The sequence below is a fragment of the Scandinavium sp. genome (assembly GCF_051650185.1).
Classification (GTDB): domain Bacteria; phylum Pseudomonadota; class Gammaproteobacteria; order Enterobacterales; family Enterobacteriaceae; genus Scandinavium.
Map to the genome: position 1 here is coordinate 1 of NZ_JBOFIN010000142.1, position 17,937 is coordinate 17,937.

The 17,937-nt window shown below is 56.8% G+C and carries 13 protein-coding genes; 4 read left to right on the forward strand and 9 right to left on the reverse strand.

Annotation, left to right across the window (positions count from 1 at the left end; translation table 11 throughout):
- Positions 1-243: 243 nt before the first annotated feature.
- Entirely contained in the window at positions 244-2,424 is a 2,181-nt protein-coding gene (gene katG, locus ACRCWW_RS19620) for a catalase/peroxidase HPI (RefSeq protein WP_438683882.1), read from the reverse strand.
- A gap of 284 nt (positions 2,425-2,708) precedes the next feature.
- Between katG and ACRCWW_RS19625 the strand changes: the two genes are divergently transcribed.
- On the forward strand, positions 2,709-3,506 hold the full coding sequence (locus ACRCWW_RS19625; protein ID WP_438683893.1) for a helix-turn-helix transcriptional regulator: 798 nt from the start codon (positions 2,709-2,711) through the stop codon (positions 3,504-3,506).
- Here ACRCWW_RS19625 and ACRCWW_RS19630 read toward each other — a convergent pair.
- From ACRCWW_RS19630 to ACRCWW_RS19650, 5 genes are read right to left on the reverse strand one after another with little or no spacing between them, the layout of a single operon-like run.
- Positions 3,496-3,849 (reverse strand): PTS fructose-like transporter subunit IIB, encoded by a 354-nt coding sequence (locus tag ACRCWW_RS19630; protein WP_438683883.1) that lies wholly within the window; start codon positions 3,847-3,849, stop codon positions 3,496-3,498. The two genes, ACRCWW_RS19625 and ACRCWW_RS19630, sit on opposite strands and share 11 nt — an antisense overlap.
- Position 3,850: 1 nt before the next feature.
- A complete protein-coding gene (locus tag ACRCWW_RS19635; RefSeq protein WP_438683884.1) occupies positions 3,851-4,726 on the reverse strand; it encodes a [formate-C-acetyltransferase]-activating enzyme in 876 nt (291 codons plus the stop codon).
- Positions 4,692-6,989, reverse strand: a complete 2,298-nt coding sequence (locus ACRCWW_RS19640) for a formate C-acetyltransferase (protein WP_438683885.1) — start codon at positions 6,987-6,989, stop codon at positions 4,692-4,694. The genes ACRCWW_RS19635 and ACRCWW_RS19640 overlap by 35 nt, the downstream gene beginning before the upstream one ends.
- A 56-nt stretch (positions 6,990-7,045) precedes the next feature.
- Positions 7,046-7,366, reverse strand: coding sequence for a PTS fructose-like transporter subunit IIB (locus tag ACRCWW_RS19645; protein WP_438683886.1), 321 nt, complete (start codon positions 7,364-7,366; stop codon positions 7,046-7,048).
- Between the two features lie 12 nt (positions 7,367-7,378).
- Positions 7,379-8,452: a PTS fructose transporter subunit EIIC gene (locus ACRCWW_RS19650; RefSeq protein ID WP_438683887.1), complete on the reverse strand. Its 1,074-nt coding sequence runs from the start codon at positions 8,450-8,452 to the stop codon at positions 7,379-7,381.
- Positions 8,453-8,751: 299 nt separating this feature from the next.
- Between ACRCWW_RS19650 and ptsP the strand changes: the two genes are divergently transcribed.
- Genes ptsP through gldA form a run of 3 tightly spaced genes read left to right on the forward strand, consistent with a single transcriptional unit; the run spans position 8,752 to position 13,044 of the window.
- Entirely contained in the window at positions 8,752-11,253 is a 2,502-nt protein-coding gene (gene ptsP, locus ACRCWW_RS19655; protein WP_438683888.1) for a phosphoenolpyruvate--protein phosphotransferase, read from the forward strand.
- A gap of 14 nt (positions 11,254-11,267) precedes the next feature.
- Positions 11,268-11,930: a fructose-6-phosphate aldolase gene (gene fsa, locus ACRCWW_RS19660; RefSeq protein ID WP_438683889.1), complete on the forward strand. Its 663-nt coding sequence runs from the start codon at positions 11,268-11,270 to the stop codon at positions 11,928-11,930.
- A gap of 10 nt (positions 11,931-11,940) precedes the next feature.
- Entirely contained in the window at positions 11,941-13,044 is a 1,104-nt protein-coding gene (gldA, locus tag ACRCWW_RS19665) for a bifunctional L-1,2-propanediol dehydrogenase/glycerol dehydrogenase (RefSeq protein WP_438683890.1), read from the forward strand.
- 89 nt (positions 13,045-13,133) lie between these two features.
- On the opposite strand, the gene metF is transcribed toward gldA, so the two are convergent.
- The 3 genes from metF to metB form a co-directional block, all read right to left on the reverse strand.
- Positions 13,134-14,024, reverse strand: coding sequence for a methylenetetrahydrofolate reductase (metF, locus tag ACRCWW_RS19670; protein WP_438683891.1), 891 nt, complete (start codon positions 14,022-14,024; stop codon positions 13,134-13,136).
- Positions 14,025-14,324: 300 nt separating this feature from the next.
- Positions 14,325-16,757 carry a bifunctional aspartate kinase/homoserine dehydrogenase II gene (locus tag ACRCWW_RS19675; RefSeq protein ID WP_438683892.1) on the reverse strand — a complete coding sequence of 811 codons (2,433 nt, stop codon included), beginning with the start codon at positions 16,755-16,757 and terminating at the stop codon, positions 14,325-14,327.
- Between the two features lie 2 nt (positions 16,758-16,759).
- Complete coding sequence (gene metB, locus ACRCWW_RS19680; protein ID WP_438683894.1) at positions 16,760-17,920, reverse strand: cystathionine gamma-synthase; 1,161 nt, start codon at positions 17,918-17,920, stop codon at positions 16,760-16,762.
- Between the last annotated feature and the right edge of the window lie 17 nt (positions 17,921-17,937).

The window sequence follows — 17,937 nt, forward strand, 5'->3', positions numbered from 1 at the left end:
AACGGGAAAAATGGGAAGCTAATAATCGGGGCGATGATGCGGAAGCTGGCGCAGATGGCGTATGGCGTCCTGAAATCAGGACGCCCTTTCGATGCCACTCAGCATATGGAAAATGCTTGCGTGGCATAACAGTATCTACTACGCCTTGTAGGCCGGGCAAACAACGTGCCGCCCGGCAATTTCGCAAAGGCCAAAACAAAAATCCCCGCTCGAAAGCGGGGATTTTTTACGTCTCAGACAGGCTTACTGCAGGTCGAAGCGATCCAGGTTCATCACTTTCACCCATGCCGCGACGAAGTCTTTCACAAACTTCTCTTTGGCATCGTCGCAGGCATAAACTTCTGCCAGCGCACGCAGCACGGCGTTAGAGCCAAACACCAGGTCTGCACGGGTTGCAGTGTGCTTCACTTCACCGCTCTGACGGCAACGTCCTTCGAACTGTTCGTTAGAAGCGTCGGTGGCTTTCCACTCGTTGCGCATATCCAGCAGGTTGACGAAGAAGTCATTGCTGAGCACACCCACACGGTCGGTAAACACACCGTTGTTGCCGCCATCAAAGTTGACACCCAGAACACGCAAACCACCCACCAGCACAGTGAGCTCCGGCGCGGTCAGCGTCAGCTGCTGCGCTTTGTCGATAAGCAGAGATTCGGTGGTCGCCGCATCCAGGCGAGCGCGATAGTTGCGGAAACCATCGGCTACCGGCTCCATCAGGCTGAACATTTCGATATCGGTCTGATCCTGGCTGGCATCCACACGGCCCGGCGTAAACGGCACATGAATATTCACGCCAGCAGCTTCTGCCGCTTTTTCGACACCAACCACACCAGCCAGCACAATGATGTCAGCCAGAGAAGCGCGGCGAGAAGATTTATAAATCGCTTCCAGCGCCGGGAGCGCTTTAGCTGCAATCGCGTTCACATCCCAGTCACGCTGAGGTGCCAGCGCCAGGCGAGCACCGTTCGCCCCACCACGCTTATCGCCACCGCGGAAGGTGGAAGCCGATGCCCACGCAACCGACACCAGTTCACTCACAGAAAGCCCGGAGTGCGCAATTTCTGCTTTCAGAACGTCGATATCTTCTGCGGTGGGTTCGAAGAACGCTTTCGGCAGCGGATCCTGCCAAATCAGATCTTCGTTCGGCACTTCCGGGCCGATGTATCTCGCTTTCGGTCCCATATCGCGGTGCGTCAGTTTGAACCACGCGCGAGCAAAGGCTTCGTTAAAGGCTTGTGGATCGTTGAGGAAGCGACGAGAGATTTTCTCGAAGTCCGGGTCAAAGCGCAGCGTCAGGTCGGTAACCAGCATCGTCGGTTTGCGTTTTTTAGACGGGTCAAACGGATCGGGAATGCTTTCCGGGGCATCCACCGCTTCAAACTGAATCGCACCGGCCGGGCTACGAGTTTGCACCCACTCGTATTTGAACAGGTTTTCGAAGAAGAAATTGCTCCATTGGGTTGGCGTTTGAGTCCACACCACTTCCAGACCCGAGGTGATAGCGTCTGCGCCCACACCACTGCCGTGCGTACTTGCCCAGCCGAGGCCTTGTGCTTCAATCGGGGCTGCTTCCGGATCGACGCCCACGTGGGTTGCTTCGCCCGCGCCGTGAGTTTTCCCTAATGTATGACCACCGGCGATGAGCGCGACGGTCTCTTCGTCGTTCATGCCCATATTGCCGAAGGTGGCGCGGATGGCAGCTGCGGCAGACAGCGGTTCACCGCTGGCGTTTGGCCCTTCCGGGTTCACGTATATCAGGCCCATTTCGGTAGCAGCCAGCGGACGTTTTGCCAGTTCTTCCGGATTACGGTGTTTCAGCCAGGTCGTTTCATCGCCCCAGTTCACATCCATATCCGGTTCCCAGACATCTTCACGCCCGGCACCAAAACCGAAAGTACGGAAGCCGGAGTTTTCCAGCGCAACGTTACCCGCCAGAATGAACAGATCGGCCCAGGAGATTTTCTGGCCGTATTTCTGTTTGATAGGCCAAAGCAGGCGACGCGCTTTATCGAGGCTGACGTTGTCCGGCCAGGAGTTCAGCGGAGCAAAGCGCTGCTGACCCCGTCCCGCGCCACCACGGCCATCAACGGAACGATAGGTCCCTGCGCCGTGCCAGGCCATACGAATAAACAGGCCAGCATAGCTGCCCCAGTCGGCAGGCCACCATGGCTGCGAATCAGTCAGCAGAGCTCTGAGATCGCCTTTCAGGGCGGAATAATCTAATTTGCTGAATTCTTTACGGTAATCAAAATCTTCGCCCAGTGGGTTAGAGCGGCTGGAGTGCTGATTGAGGAGATCGACGCGAAGTTGTTTTGGCCACCAGTCTCGGCTGCTGGTCCCTGCGCCTGCGCTTTCGTCATGGCTGCCCTGATGGAATGGGCACTTTGCTGCGGATAACGTGTTGTGATCGTTTTCTTGATTGCTCATCTTCCTGCTCCCTTCAGTGTTTTTAATACCAGGATATACAGCTCTGCAGATAAGTTATAGATGATAAAATCTACAGATTTGATAGTTCTTTCCTTCTGGCCATGAACACCATAACAAATGTTGTTCATAGAAATGTCGACGAGTCCGTAAACTTTCACCAATAAGCCTGGATTATGCAGGGGAATGAGGTCAATGATCTGTCAGCGTTTTTTCGTAAATCATTCAGGAGAGGTGAAGTAATGGAACAAACCGACAGCACTATCACCCGAATCGTTACGTCATTGATGTCATCAATGGACTCATTGAATATCTGCTACTTTGCGCACGAAAACGGCACGGTGCCGCCGCTGGCCTTCCAGGTTGATTTCCCGAGGCTTGAAATTGTGTTGAAAGGTGAAATTAGCGATGGGCCATTCAGCCTCAACGCTCATGATTTGCTGTATGTGCCCGCAGGAAGCTGGAACTGCCCGCAGTGGGAAAAGCCCGCCACCACGCTCAGTATTTTATTTGGCAAACAACAGCTTGGCTTTAGCGTGCAGCACTGGGATGGGCAGCAACTCCAGAACGTGATGAAACAACACGTGGCGCGTCGTGGCCCTCGCGTTGGCTCCTTTTTATTGCAGGCGCTCGATGAAATTCGCATGCAGCCGCAGGATAACAACACCGCAAAGATGATTGTGATGAGCCTGCTGAGCCACTGCGCCGACCTGCTGAGCAGCCAGATTCAGACCGCTTCGCGCAGCCAGGCGCTGTTTGAGGCGATCCGCGATCATATTGATGCAAATTATGCCGACGCCCTAAGCCGGGACTCCGTCGCCCACGCGTTTTATATTTCGCCCAATTATCTGTCGCACCTGTTCAATAAAAGCGGTGCTTTAGGCTTTAACGAATATCTGAACCACACCCGGCTCGAAAAAGCCAAAGCGCTGCTCAAAGGGTACGACATGAAAGTGAAGGAAGTGGCGCATGCCTGCGGCTTCACCGACAGTAACTATTTCTGCCGACTTTTTCGTAAAAACACCGACCGTTCACCGTCGGAATATCGGCGGCAGTATCACAGTCAGTTGTCGATTAAAGAGTGATATGGGTGTGTTGCGGGGCCGAAAGCAGTTTGCGCACCGCGCTCATCACCTTCTGCGGCTCGCGCAGAAAGGTGTTAATGCCGGAGCGAACATAGCGCGCGCCGCCAAAACGCTCCTCGCCGCTCAGGTCGATATCGGTAATAAGCAAAACAACGTCGGCTCGTGAGATATCTCCCGGACTCAGCGCGTTTTCAATGCCAAGTGCGCCCTGAGTTTCAATTTTGACGATCCATTTTTCCTGCTGGCACAGCTTCTCCAGCCGCTCGGCCGCCATGTAAGTGTGGGCCACGCCGCTCACGCAAGCGGTGACCGCCACCAGAAATCTTCCGCCTGTTCCCGTCACGTTACCCTCCTGTCGTTACATGAAAACCCTCTGCTTCTGCTTTGCTACGGACGCGAGCAATCTCTTCAGCCGTCGGTGGCACACACGCTTTCATCGCCCATTCGCCGCCCAGCAACCGGTATTTTGGTTCGCCATACTGGTGAAAGGGAAGTAAATGCAGCTCCCGGATGCTGGTCGGAGCCAAAAAAGCCAGCACCTGTCGCACATTTTCCTCTTCCTGAGTGAACCCCGGGATCAGCGGCAGACGTGGAATGACGTTGATCCCTTCTCTCACCAACGCTAAAAAATTCTCCATTACGCGTGGCTGATCCATTTTCACTACCGCCTGAGCACGCGCAGGATCCATTATCTTCAAATCAAAGAGCACTTCATCGCACTGTTGAGCCAGAGGCAGCAGGCGACTTAACGGCGCATCGCCCGCTGTTTCTATAGCAGTATGCAAACCAGCCTGGCGCAATCTTTTGAGAAAGCGGGTAGCGAACCCCGCCTGCATTAACACTTCACCGCCCGAGAGCGTGACGCCACCGCCTGAAGTGCGATAAAAAATCTCGTCCTTCAGCACCTCACGCTCAAGTTGCTCCAGCGTGATATCGCGGCCAATGCGTTCAAATGCCCCCGACGGGCATTCGTCCGCATCACGCAGACAGGGAGCACAGTGCAGGCATTTACTCTCGCGGCGAACCGTCTGGATAGCAGGCGACAGGGATTCCGGATTGGCGCACCACGGGCAACGGTGCGGGCAGCCTTTGAAAAAAACCACCGTGCGGATCCCCTGCCCGTCGTTCAGGGAGTAGCGCTGAATGTTGAAAATGCGCGCCGTGTCAGCGCGCGTCTCCAGCACCTCACAGGTGATGCGCGGTGCGGCGGATAATGTCATCCTGAATCTCCTTCGACAGCTCAACGAAGAACGCGCTATATCCCGCCACACGCACCACCAGCCCGGCGAAATCCTGGGGTCGCGCCTGCGCTTCACGCAGGGTGTCGGCATTCACGACGTTAAACTGGACGTGCTGCAATTTCAGCTTCGTGAACGCTCGCAGGAAATCGGCCAGCTTATTCAGCCCGGCATCACCTTCCAGCGTTGCGGGGGTGAATTTCACATTCAACAAGGTGCCATTCGACAACAACGTGTTATCGAGCTTACTCACCGATTTCAGTACGGCGGTTGGCCCCTGCATATCTTGTCCGAGCATAGGGGATAAACCGCCATCGGCCAGCTGCTCACCCGCATAGCGCCCGTCTGGCGTTGCGCCCACGACTGCGCCTAAAGGCACATGAGCAGAGACAGTGTACGACCCCGGCGTGAATTGCCCACCGCGCGGATTACGGTATTTTTCCACCTCTTTGCAGTAGTAACGCAGCAGATCGGCGCTGATGTTGTCCACTTCGTCGATATCATTGCCGTATTTCTCAAAGCGATTGATCAACCTGGCGCGGATTTTCTCCCCTTCCGGAGTCGCAAAGTTCGCTTTCAGGACTGCCAGCAGCTCATCGAAGCTCAGCCTTTGCTGATCAAACACCATGCCTTTCAGGGCATGCAGAGAATCGCTGAGGTTGGCGATGCCGATCCCTTGTACGCCCGAGAAGTTGTAGCGAGCGCCGCCTTCGGTGATGTCTTTGCCGTTCGTCAGGCAATCGCTGATGAAAGACGACAGCAGTGGCACCGGCGCCCAGTCGCGATGGCCGATGTCACAGATGTTGCTGCCTTCCGCCATCAGTGAAATGAAGTGGCTGGTTTTCGCCCGAATGTTTTCCAGCAGCGTTTCCCAGCCGATATCCGCGTTGCCTTCGTTCTCCTGAAGCACGATTTCCATCACTTTCAGCAGGTTAAACATCGCAATATCGTGCAGCCCATAGGTTTTTCCCGGAATGGAAAGCTCAACGCAGCCCACAACTGAATAATCACGGGCATCTTCAAGCGTTACGCCCCGATTCAGGAACGCAGGCACGATCACTTCATCGTTAAAAATCTGCGGAATGCCCGTGCCCAGACGAATGGTTTCTGCCGTTTTGCGTAAAAACGGGCCGTCAATCAGTTCATTCACGCGCACGCCCAGATTTGGCTGCGGCAGGCGGACATTCTGATAGGCATCCAGGCAAAGGAAAGAGAGTATGTTTACCGCGCTGCGACCGTTTTCCGTCTGACCGCCAAGCAGGGCGGTGTAGCCCGTCGGGAAGCCAGCGAAATAGCGCGCGCTGCTGGTTGAACGCAGCAGCACCACGTCATTGCACTTCACCCACAGGGATTCGAGCATCTCGCGCAGGAAAGCGGGATCTTCGCCCTGGCTCAGCGAGGCCTGATAAAAAGGCAGCATGTACTGGTCGAAACGCCCGATGGAGAGCGAACTCGCATTCGACTCATACTGCAAAATCACGTTCATGTACCAGAACAGCTGGCACGCCTGCCAGAAGGTCTTCGGCTTGTGCTCTGCGTTATGGCGGGAAATTTCGGCTAGTTGGCGCAGCTCTTCCGCCCGTTTCGCGTCCTGACACTCAAGCGCCATCGCCCCGGCGAGCGCGGCATAGCGCAGAATATGGCGCTGCGAGGCTTCCAGCAGTAACAAGGCGGCGGCATAAAAATCGTTATCCGGCTCGTGCTGGCAGAGCGTTTGCAGCTCCGCCACCAGCGTACCCAACCCATTTTCCAGCAGACGTGGGTAATCGATGATGATGTGCCCCTGCCCTTTGTCGGTCTGGTTCACGCTGAAGATTTGCGTCGCCACCGCCGCTTTTACCTCATTCGACATTCTGGCGTTGATGAAATCCTTCATCGAACGCTTTTCCCAGTAAGGGAACAGCACTTCGCGATAGACTCGTTTGTCGTCTTCGCTTATCGCAAACTTGTCCTGTGGGCGGCTCGAAAACTGGTCCAGTTCCTTTAGCAGCCAGTACGGGTCCATTTCCGGCGACATAATGCCGGCGCGCGGTTGCACGGTGCGGTTACCGGCAATCAGCTCCTCATCACGGATCGCTATCTCCACCTTATCCAGAATATGCGCCGTCGCTCTGGCTCTGCGCAGGATAACCGGCTCGCCTTCCGTCTGCTGATGGCTTTCGGTATAAAGCAGCGCGCGCTCAAGGGAAATTTCACGGGGTCTGGCAAACAGGGCGTCTTTCAGGCGTTGAATGCGATTCGTCATGGGGCACTCCTTTTTTGAGTTCAGGCGGCCCGCCCAAACAGCAGCGGGCCGGTGTGCTAAGCGGTTTGCGTCAGATGGGCTTCAATCTTGTTCATGATGGCGTCGGCGCGTTTTACCGCATCGCTGATGTTGACGCGAACAAGGGTTTTGCCCTGGAAACGCTCCTCAAATTTGATGCCGATGTCTTTGGTGAGGATCACCATATCGGCGGCGGCCACGTCCTCTGCGGTCAGGGTATTTTCCTGGCCAATCGAGCCCTGTGTTTCCACTTTGACCTGCCAGCCTTTGGCTTTCGCCGCGGCTTCCAGCGCTTCGGCCGCCATGTAGGTATGAGCGACACCGGACGGACAGGCGGTTACTGCGATAATTGAAGTCATGGTTATTCCCTCTTAGTTAATTTCGAAATCCAGATCCAGGTCGTCTTCTTTCTCTGCGACCGGCTTATTACGCGCCAGGCTTTTCAGGACGTTGACGCTAACGGCCGTGACAACAGCGCCGACTGCCACCGCCGCGATATACCCCAGCTTGCCATCAACCACCGGCAGCACAATCAACCCGCCCCAGCCTGCATAACACTCCGCGCCGATAACAGCGGCAGTGACCGCGCCGCAGGCAGAGCCCAGCATGATGGAAGGGATGACGCGCAGCGGGTCGGCTGCGGCAAACGGAATGGCACCTTCGGTGACGCCTACACAGCCCATCACCAGCGCCGCTTTACCAGCTTCTCGCTCTTCCGCGCTAAAGTTATTACGCTTAATCAGCGTCGCCAGACCCAGCCCCAGCGGCGGGACACAAATCGCGACAGCGGCAATCGCCACCACCGTATAAACCCCCTGCGCCACACAGATGAGCATGAAAGCGTAAGCCACCTTATTCACCGGCCCACCCATATCAAACGCCAGCATCAGGCCCATCACGATGGCCAGCACCACGATGCTGCCCTGCTGCATCCCTTGCAGCCAGCCGGTGAGGCTCTGTGTCAGCGCACCAACCGGTTCGCCAAGGCCCCACATCATGATCCCGGCGGTAATAAAGGTGCCGATAATCGGGATCACAAAGATGGGCATCACCGAACGCAGGACTTTCGCCACGGGAATGCGCTTGAGGTAAAAGACGACAATCCCGCCGATCATCCCGGCAATGATCGCGCCGAAAAAGCCCGCCCCAAAACTGTTGCCGACCCAGGCGCCAATAGCGCAAGGAGCCAGTGCGGAGCGCTCCGCAATGGAGTAACCGATATAGGCCGCCAGGAAAGGCACCATCAGGGTTAGCCCCGCCACGCCAATATCAAACAGCTTTTTCAGGTTGGGATCGGTCGCGGCATCCGGCACCGCGCCTTTGCCATACAGCATGACGGACACCGCGAGCAGAATGCCCCCGGCGACCACGAACGGGATCATATGCGACACGCCGGTCATCAGATGCTGACGGGTGTTTTTGAGGATCTGCACCAACTCTTTCATTTGCTGCTCCCGGGCCACAGGCCCATATCCATAACGTTGTTGGGGCCACAATAGGCAATCGACAGCACGACAGACAGTGGATAAAAAGGCCATTTACTGGACTTTTGTAATATCTGATGAAAAATGAGATCGCCCTCAACAAGCCGTTACAGGCGGGATTATTTCTGTTTTGTGAGGAACTCCGCACTTTCCCGTGGACATTACAAAAATCCAGTTTTTAGCCGTTTTGTCAGATAGCCCCTGCCCTTTTCCCCGCTCTATGCTGTCGCCAGACCCTATTTGAATTGAGGAAAAAGGCCATGGCCCAGGTTGTGGAATTTATCTGTACCTTGCCCAACGGTGTGCACGCTCGCCCGGCAAGCCTGGTGGAAACGCTGTGCAACACCTACTCATCGGCGATTGAGTGGCGCAATTTACGCAGCGAGCGCAGCGGCAACGCCAAAAGCGCGCTGGCAATTATTGGCACAGACACCCTCACGGGAGACGCTTGTCAGTTACGTATTGAAGGGCCTGACGAAGCCCACGCGCAGCAAAAGCTCAGCGCCTGGTTTCGCGATGAATTTCCGCACTGCGATGCGCCGCTGGAACATGCAAACCTTCAGGAAAGTGATGCCCTGCCGGAATCGTTGACCCATCTGAACCCAACGCTGATTCGCGCCCGCTCCGTTTGCAGCGGCAGTGCGGGCGGCGTGTTGACAGCGATTACCGCGCTTAATCTCGGCACGCTCAGCAATCTGCCCGCAACGTTGCCCCAGGAAGAAGAGCAGGCTGCGCTGGATAACGGGCTGACCCTGCTGGTAAAAACGCTGGCGCTGCGTCAGCTCGACAGCGACAGCACCACCAGCGCTATCCTCGATGCCCACCGCTCACTGGCAACCGACAGCAGCCTGCGCCAGCACCTGCTGAGAGGCATTACGGAAGGTTTAAGCTGCGCCGAAGCCATCATTCGCAGCGCTCAGCACTTCAGCGAAACCTTCGCGCAGTCCAGCAGCAGTTATTTGCAGGAGCGCGTGCTGGATGTGACCGACGTCTGTTATCAACTGCTGCAACAGATATACGGCGAGATACGTTTCCCGGCTCCGGGCCAGCTAACCCAGTCGTCCATTTGCATGGCTGATGAGCTGACTCCCGGCCAGTTTCTGGAGCTCGATAAAAACCTGCTGAAAGGGTTAATTCTGCAAAGCGGCGGCACAACGTCTCACACCGTGATCCTCGCTCGTTCCTTCAATATTCCGACACTGGTTGGCGTGGACATTCCTGCCCTGTCACGCTGGCAAAATCAGCCAGCCTGGCTCGACGGAAATACCGGCTCCGTCGTTGTAGAACCGACGCAGGCCATTAACCGTTATTACGAGCAGGAAGCTCGTGTTCAGGCCGCGCTGCGTGAGCAGCAAAGCGTCTGGCTGGAAAAAGAAGCCAGAAGTGCAGACGGAATACGCCTGGAAGTGGCCGCCAATATCGCCCACGCCGTGGAAGCGCAGGCCGCTTTTGGTAACGGCGCTGAAGCAGTTGGTTTGTTCCGCACTGAAATGCTGTACATGGACAGAACCAGCGCGCCTTCAGAAGATGAGCTGTACAACCTCTTTTGCCAGGCGCTGGAATCGGCGAGAGGTCGCAGCATCATCGTGCGCACTATGGACATCGGCGGTGATAAGCCAGTGGACTACCTCAACATTCCGGCAGAAAACAACCCGTTCCTCGGCTATCGCGCAGTACGTATTTATGAAGAATACGCCGCGCTGTTTACGACCCAGCTTCGTTCGATCCTGCGTGCCTCTGCCCACGGCAAGCTGAAAATTATGATCCCGATGATCTCCTCGATGGAAGAGATCCTGTGGGTGAAAGAAAAACTCGCCGAAGCCAAACAGCAATTACGCAGCGCCCAAATCCCGTTTGATGAAAAAATTCCGCTCGGCATCATGCTGGAGGTGCCGTCGGTGATGTTTATCATCGACCAGTGTTGCGAAGAGATAGACTTCTTCAGCATCGGCAGCAACGACCTGACGCAATACCTGCTGGCGGTCGATCGCGATAATGCCAAAGTCACGCGCCACTATAACAGCCTGAACCCGGCGTTTTTACGCGCGCTGGATTTTGCGGTTCAGGCCGTTCATCGCCAGGGGAAATGGATTGGCCTGTGCGGCGAACTGGGAGCGAAAGGCTCCGTACTTCCGCTGCTGGTCGGGCTTGGGCTCGATGAAATCAGCATGAGCGCACCGGCCATCCCTGCGACAAAAGCGCGGCTTGCGCAGCTCGACAGTCGCGCCTGTCGCCAGCTGCTCAATCAGGCGATGGCCTGCCGTACTTCACTGGAAGTGGAGCATCTGCTGGCGCAATTCCGCATGGCCCAACAGGACGCACCGCTTATCGCCGCCAGTTGCATCTCGCTCGATAACGACTGGCAAAGCAAAGAAGAAGTGCTCAAAGGCATGACCGACAACCTGCTGCTGGCCGGGCGCTGCCGCTACCCCCGCAAGCTGGAAGCCGATCTCTGGGCACGCGAAGCCGTCTTTTCGACCGGCCTCGGCTTCAGTTTTGCCATTCCGCACAGCAAATCAGAGCACATCGAACAATCCACCATCAGCGTGGCGCGTCTGCCAGAACCCGTTCAGTGGGGCGAAGAAGAAGCGCAGTTCATCATCATGCTGACGCTGAATAAACATGCCGCAGGCGATCAACACATGCGTATTTTCTCGCGCCTTGCCCGCCGCATCATGCACCAGGAATTTCGCCACGCGCTGGTAAACGCCGCTTCGCCCGAAGCGATCGCCAGCCTGCTGCAACACGAACTGGAACTCTGACCTAAGGAAACCTTATGGAACTGTATCTCGATACCGCAAATGTCTCTGAAGTCCGCCGTCTGGCCCGTATTTACCCGATTGCAGGCGTCACCACTAACCCAAGCATTATTGCCGCCGGGAAAACTGCGCTTTGGGAATTGCTCCCGCAGTTGCAGGAAGCCATCGGCCCACAGGGCAAACTTTTTGCCCAGACGATGAGCCGCACAGCGGACGGTATGGTGGCTGAAGCTAAGCGTCTGGCCACTTTACTGCCCGACATCGTGGTCAAGATCCCGGTTACCGCCGAAGGGTTGGCGGCGATCAAGCTGTTAAAACGTGAAGGGATTGCGACACTCGGCACCGCGGTTTATAGCGCCTCGCAAGGATTACTCGCCGCACTGGCAGGGGCTGAGTACGTCGCGCCTTATGTAAACCGCGTCGATGCGCAGGGCGGTGACGGCATCCAGACCGTGCGTGAACTGCAAGCTCTGCTGGAGCTTCACGCTCCGCAGAGCAAAGTGCTGGCGGCCAGTTTTAAAACGCCGCGTCAGGCGCTGGATTGCCTGCTCGCAGGTTGCGAAGCAATCACCCTCCCCTTAGACGTAGCGCAACAAATGCTCGGCACGCCCGCAGTAGAGTCAGCTATTGAGAAGTTTGAGCAGGACTGGAAGAACGCATTTGGCAATCTCAACCTTTAAGGAGTGATGTATGGACCGGATTATTCAATCGCCAGGCAAATATATCCAGGGTGCAGATGTTCTCACCCGCCTTGGCGACTACCTCAAGCCCATGGCTGAACGCTGGCTCATCGTGGGCGATAAATTTGTGCTCGGTTTTGCTGAGAAGACGCTGCGTAAGAGTCTCGAAGTGAGCGGATTAGCGGCAGATATCGTGCCGTTCAACGGCGAATGCTCGCAAAATGAAATCAACCGCTTACGCGATATTGCGATAAGTGCAAAATGTCAGGCGGTGCTGGGCATTGGCGGCGGTAAAACGCTGGATACCGCTAAAGCGCTCGCGCATTTTATGAATCTGCCGGTCGCCATCGCGCCCACCATCGCCTCAACCGATGCGCCTTGCAGCGCCCTTTCCGTTCTTTATACCGACGAGGGTGAATTCGACAGATATCTGATGCTCCCGCACAACCCGAACCTGGTGATTGTCGACACCAAAGTGGTGGCTGGCGCGCCTGCGCGTTTGCTGGCGGCGGGCATTGGCGATGCGCTGGCAACCTGGTTTGAAGCCCGCGCCTGTTCACGCAGCGGCGCAACCACCATGGCGGGCGGACGCTGCACTCAGGCTGCGTTGGCTCTGGCGGAACTGTGCTACAACACGCTGCTGGAAGAGGGTGAAAAAGCCATGCTGGCGGCAGAGAAACATGTGGTGACGCCAGCGCTTGAACGCGTCATCGAAGCGAACACGTATCTCAGCGGCGTCGGCTTTGAAAGCGGCGGTCTGGCGGCAGCTCACGCGGTGCATAACGGCTTAACCGCCATTCCGGATGCGCACCATTACTACCACGGCGAAAAAGTGGCGTTTGGCACGCTGACCCAGCTGATTCTGGAAAATGCGCCTCAGGAAGAGATCGAAACTGTCGCCGCACTTTGCTTCGCCATTGGCCTGCCGATCACCCTGGCACAGCTGGATATTCAGAATGATGTGCAGGAGAAAATGCGCATTGTGGCTGAAGCGGCGTGCGCGCCGGGCGAAACCATCCACAACATGCCGGGTGGCGCCACCGTTGACCAGGTGTATGCGGCATTGCTGGTCGCCGATAAATATGGGCAACAGTGTTTACTGCACTGGGAGTAACGTCTTAATTGCCGGGCGGCGCTTCGCTGGCACCGGCCTACAGAGGATTGTAGGTCGGGCTAGCGCAGCGCCGCCCGACATTTTTTGAGTTATACCGCCGGGCGCACACCGAGCGTGTGGCAAATCGCGTAGCTCATCTCGGCGCGGTTCAGGGTGTAGAAGTGGAAGTCTTTCACCCCTTCGCGGCTCAGGATTTTCACCATGTCCATCGCGATGTTCGCGCCAACAAGCTTGCGGGTTTCCGCATCGTCGTCCAGCCCGTTAAACATTTGCGCCATCCACGCAGGAATGCGGACGTTGGTCATATCAGCGAATTTCTTCGCCTGCTTAAAGTTGGACACGGGAAGAATGCCCGGAATAATTTCCACATCGATACCGGTCGCCGCACAGCGATCGCGGAAACGCAGGTAGCTTTCAACGTCGAAGAAGAATTGGGTGATCGCGCGATTCGCCCCGGCATCGACTTTGCGTTTCAGATTCAGCAAATCAGCCTGCGCGCTTTTCGCTTCCGGGTGCACTTCCGGATAAGCCGCCACGGAAATATCGAAATCCCCCACATCCTTCAGCAAGCCCACCAGATCGGCCGCATACATCTCCGGCTTTCCGCTACCCGGCGGCAGGTCGCCGCGCAGGGCGACGATATGGCGAATACCGTTATTCCAGTAGTCCTGGGCAATGGTACGCAGCTCGTCACGCGAGGCATCAATGCAGGTCAGATGCGGCGCCGCTTCAAGACCGGTTCTGTCTTTGATCCCTTTGATGATGCTGTGCGTACGGTCGCGCTCGCCTGAATTCGCGCCGTAGGTTACGGAAACGAATTTCGGTTTCAGGCTGCTCAACCTGTCGATAGAGGCCCACAGGGTCTGCTCCATTTCACTGGTGCGCGGCGGGAAAAACTCGAAGGAAACGTTAATCTGGCCCTGTACTTCTGCCAGGCTCTGATTCAGGGCTTCCCGCTGGTTGGCGTGAAAAAAGCTCATACCTTACCTCTGTCTGTCGCTTTGGAGTTGCTGATGTTTGTTGTTATGTGAACTTCTATACGTTTAGACGTCCAGATGTAAAAATGACGGAAAAGCCGCAGGAGGTCAACAGAAAAAACAACCAAAGTGGTGAGGAATATTCAGCGAAGGTGAAAAAAGTTCATGATGGATAGGCTGTGCGGCCTGGTGCCCTCTCCCCCGGCCCCTCTCCCACAGGGCGAGGGGAGAAAAACCGGCTGTTCTTTGATCCCCTCTCCCTTGAGGGAGAGGGTTAGGGAGAGGGGGGAAATGCCGAAGAAACTACAGCAGTTGCGCCAGACGATTGATATCAGACTGAATCGCCCCGGCGGTCACATCACGGCCCGCGCCAGGCCCGCGGATCACCAGCGGGTTATCGCGATACCAGCGGCTTTCAATCGCGAAGACGTTATCGCACGGCAGCAGTGCCGCCAGCGGATGCTCAGGACGGACGGCTTCCACACCCACACGCGCTTTGCCGTTGGCATCGAAACGGGCCACATAGCGCAGCACCAGCCCCATTTCCTGCGCGGCTTCCAGGCGCTGGATCATCTGCTCGTTGAGCTCATCGCCATTCTCAAAGAAATGGTCGATAGAGCCTTCTTCGCAATGCGACGGCACCAGGGATTCGACACGCACCTGATCCGGCTCGATGTCGTAACCCGCTTCACGGGCGAGGATCACCAGCTTGCGCATCACGTCTTTACCTGAAAGGTCGACGCGCGGGTCTGGCTCGGTCAGCCCTTGCTGCCAGGCCTGATCCACCAGTTCGGTAAACGGCACCGTGCCGTCAAACTGCAGGAACAGCCAGGAAAGCGTGCCAGAGAAAATCCCGCTGATGGCGAGGATGGAGTCGCCACTCTCGCGCAGGTCACGCACGGTATGGTTGACCGGCAAACCTGCGCCTACGGTGGCGTTATACAGCCAGCGACGCCCTGTTTTTTCAAACGCATCGTGGATCTGACGATACTTGTCGCTGGTGCTGGCCCCGGCGAGTTTATTAGCGCTGATCACGTGGAAACCGTGGCTGGCAAAATCGAGATACTGATCGGCGAGCTGTTCGCTTGCGGTCACGTCGAGCACCACCAAATCGTCATACGGGTGAGCACGCATCCACAGGAACAGCGATTCTTCATCCTGCTCGACGGCTTCATCGTTGAAGAACGCCAGTGCGCGGCTCGCATCCAGACCTTCGTAATTCAACAGGCTGCGACGGCTGTCCACCACGCCTGCCAGAACGAATTCAAACCCGGTACGTGCGGAGAGCGTACTTTGCTCACGGGCAAACAACTCCAGCCAGCGAGAACCGATATTTCCCTTGCCGAACAGCACCAGGCCGATGCGTTTTTCGGCACGGAAAATGGACTGATGCAGCCCCTGAATCAGGCTTTCTGTCGGCCCGGTACGCAGCACAGCGACCAGGCTGATGCCCTCTTCCGACTGCCAGGTGAACTCCACCGGCTGACCTTTTAACTGCTGCCAGAAGCGGTGGCAGTGCAGCGGATTGCGGGTGACGCCCGCACCAACCATCGCCACCAGCGCCAGGCCCTGACGCAGACGCAGTTCGCCCGGCAGGCCGGCTTCATCAAGCAACTTCAGCGCGCTGTCCGCCACTTCAGCGGTATAGCAGAATTGCAGCAGGTGACGGTCAGTGTGGACGCCAACCGCCAGCGGGCGCACTTGCGCACGCTTAAGCACTAAATCGATCTCTTTGTGCGCCAGTTTGAAATCCTGGCCCGCAGGAACCACAAACTCAATCAGGCAAACATCATCGTGGCTGGTGACAATGCGCGCCCCGGTCCCGGAGGCCAGCACACGTTCAATACGAGTTGAACCCTGATCCGGCGTGTAGCTACAGCGCAGTTGCAGGTCGATATCACTGCCGGAAACGGGTTGCAGAGTACGAGCGTGCAGAACCGGTGCCGCCAGACGTGCCAGCTCGCTGGCTTCATCAAGACGCAGCAGCGGCAGCAGACATGCATCTTTCACTTTACGCGGATCGGCGCTGTAAACACCGGCCACATCACTCCAGATGGTGACGCGGGAAACGCCTGCCAGCGCGCCAATCTGCGTGGCGGAATAGTCAGAACCATTTCGCCCCAACAGCACGGTTTCACCCGCATTATCGCGGCTGATAAATCCGGTCACCACCAGGCGTTTGTTCGGATGCTGCGCCATCAATTGCTGGAGCAATGGGAAGGAGAGGCCTTCATCGACCTGAGGTTGGGCGGCGCGTTCAGCACGCAGGAAAGAACGGGCATCCAGCCAGGCTGCATCAAGCCCTTGCTGTTGCAGAACAGCCGCCATCAGACGGGCCGACCACACTTCGCCGTGGCCCACCACTTCGGCATACACCGCATCGGTAATGCCCGCATCGAGAAGTGCCGCCAGACGCTCAAGATCCTGAATAAACCCGGCAATCATGCTGTCTGCGACTTCGGCAGGCAGCAGGCCGGTAATCAGTTCAATCTGGTAACGACGCAGCGACTGCTGAACCTGATGCGCAGAAAGGCGATCGGTCTGGCTGAGCTTCAGCCAGCTGATCAACTGGTTGGTGGTGCTGCCTGCGGCGGAAACAACCATCATGTCTTCAGGCTGCGAGTGCTCAGCCATAATCCCTGCCACACGCAGGTAACATTTCGCATCCGCCAGACTACTGCCACCAAACTTGTGCAGTTGACGACCCTTCGCCCCTGCCTGCGCTATCACACTCATGTTTACCCCTCGTTTGCTGCCCGGAACCCATTTTCCAGGTCGGCAATTAAATCTTCGCTATCTTCAATACCTGTCGAAATACGCAGTAGCGTTTCGGAGATCCCTGCCGCTGCGCGCGCTTCTGGTGCCATGCCCGCATGGGTCATGGTCGCCGCGTGGGAAATCAGGCTTTCCACGCCGCCTAAAGATTCTGCCAGTGTGAACAACGACAGCCCGCTCAGGAAGCGGCGCAGGGTGTTCTCATCACCATCCAATTCGAAACTGAGCATTGCGCCAAAGCCTTTCTGCTGGCGAGCGGCAATCTCGTGGCCCTGGTTTTCCGGCAGGGAAGGATGATACAGCTTTTTCACCAGCGGTTGCTGCTTCAGGAACTCAACAATGGCCGTCGCATTACGCTGCGCCACTTCCATACGCGGGCTGAGCGTACGCAGGCCACGCAGCAGCAGATAGCTGTCGAACGCGCTGCCGGTGACGCCGATATTATTCGCCCACCATGCCAGCTCGGTGACAGTTTCAGGATCTTTCGCAATCACCACGCCCGCGACCACATCGGAATGGCCGTTCAGGTACTTGGTGCAGGAGTGGAGAACCAAATCGGCCCCGAGCGCCAGCGGGTTTTGCAGCGCCGGACTCAGGAAGGTGTTATCCACCACGCTGACGGCACCGGCCGCACGCGCCAGCTCGCAGATTTTCGCAATATCCACAACGCGCAACAATGGGTTACTTGGGCTTTCGACCAGCACCAGCTTCGGTTTTTCTGCCAGCGCGGCTTTCAGCGCCTGCTCGTTACCCTGGTCGACAAACAGCACGCGGTAGCAGCCCCGCTTTGCAAGGCTATCGAACAGGCGATAGCTGCCGCCGTAGCAGTCGTGTGGTGCCACCAGCAAATCGCCAGGTTTCAGGTAAACCGTCGTCACCAGATGAATGGCTGACATGCCGGTATTGGTCAGCACCGCGCCCGCACCGCCTTCCAGTTCTGCCAGCGCACGCTGCACGACGTCACGCGTCGGGTTGCCGCGACGGGAATAGTCATGAGCGCGTGGCTCATTGAATCCGGTGAAGTTATAGGTACTGGAGAGGTGAATCGGGGGGACAACGCAGCCATATTGCTCGTCATCATTTAACCCGCTACGCACTGCGATGGTGGCTTGTTTACGCGTCATGGTGAATCGTTCCTGGC

Excerpts from the sequence above, each read along its gene's own strand:
- ACRCWW_RS19625 (WP_438683893.1), top strand. The coding sequence starts at position 2,709 with ATGTCATCAATGGACTCATTGAATATCTGCTACTTTGCGCACGAAAAC.
- fsa (WP_438683889.1), top strand. The coding sequence starts at position 11,268 with ATGGAACTGTATCTCGATACCGCAAATGTCTCTGAAGTCCGCCGTCTG.
- katG (WP_438683882.1), bottom strand. The coding sequence starts at position 2,424 with ATGAGCAATCAAGAAAACGATCACAACACGTTATCCGCAGCAAAGTGC.
- metF (WP_438683891.1), bottom strand. The coding sequence starts at position 14,024 with ATGAGCTTTTTTCACGCCAACCAGCGGGAAGCCCTGAATCAGAGCCTG.
- gldA (WP_438683890.1), top strand. The coding sequence starts at position 11,941 with ATGGACCGGATTATTCAATCGCCAGGCAAATATATCCAGGGTGCAGAT.
- ptsP (WP_438683888.1), top strand. The coding sequence starts at position 8,752 with ATGGCCCAGGTTGTGGAATTTATCTGTACCTTGCCCAACGGTGTGCAC.
- ACRCWW_RS19675 (WP_438683892.1), bottom strand. The coding sequence starts at position 16,757 with ATGAGTGTGATAGCGCAGGCAGGGGCGAAGGGTCGTCAACTGCACAAG.
- ACRCWW_RS19650 (WP_438683887.1), bottom strand. The coding sequence starts at position 8,452 with ATGAAAGAGTTGGTGCAGATCCTCAAAAACACCCGTCAGCATCTGATG.
- metB (WP_438683894.1), bottom strand. The coding sequence starts at position 17,920 with ATGACGCGTAAACAAGCCACCATCGCAGTGCGTAGCGGGTTAAATGAT.
- ACRCWW_RS19635 (WP_438683884.1), bottom strand. The coding sequence starts at position 4,726 with ATGACATTATCCGCCGCACCGCGCATCACCTGTGAGGTGCTGGAGACG.
- ACRCWW_RS19640 (WP_438683885.1), bottom strand. The coding sequence starts at position 6,989 with ATGACGAATCGCATTCAACGCCTGAAAGACGCCCTGTTTGCCAGACCC.
- ACRCWW_RS19645 (WP_438683886.1), bottom strand. The coding sequence starts at position 7,366 with ATGACTTCAATTATCGCAGTAACCGCCTGTCCGTCCGGTGTCGCTCAT.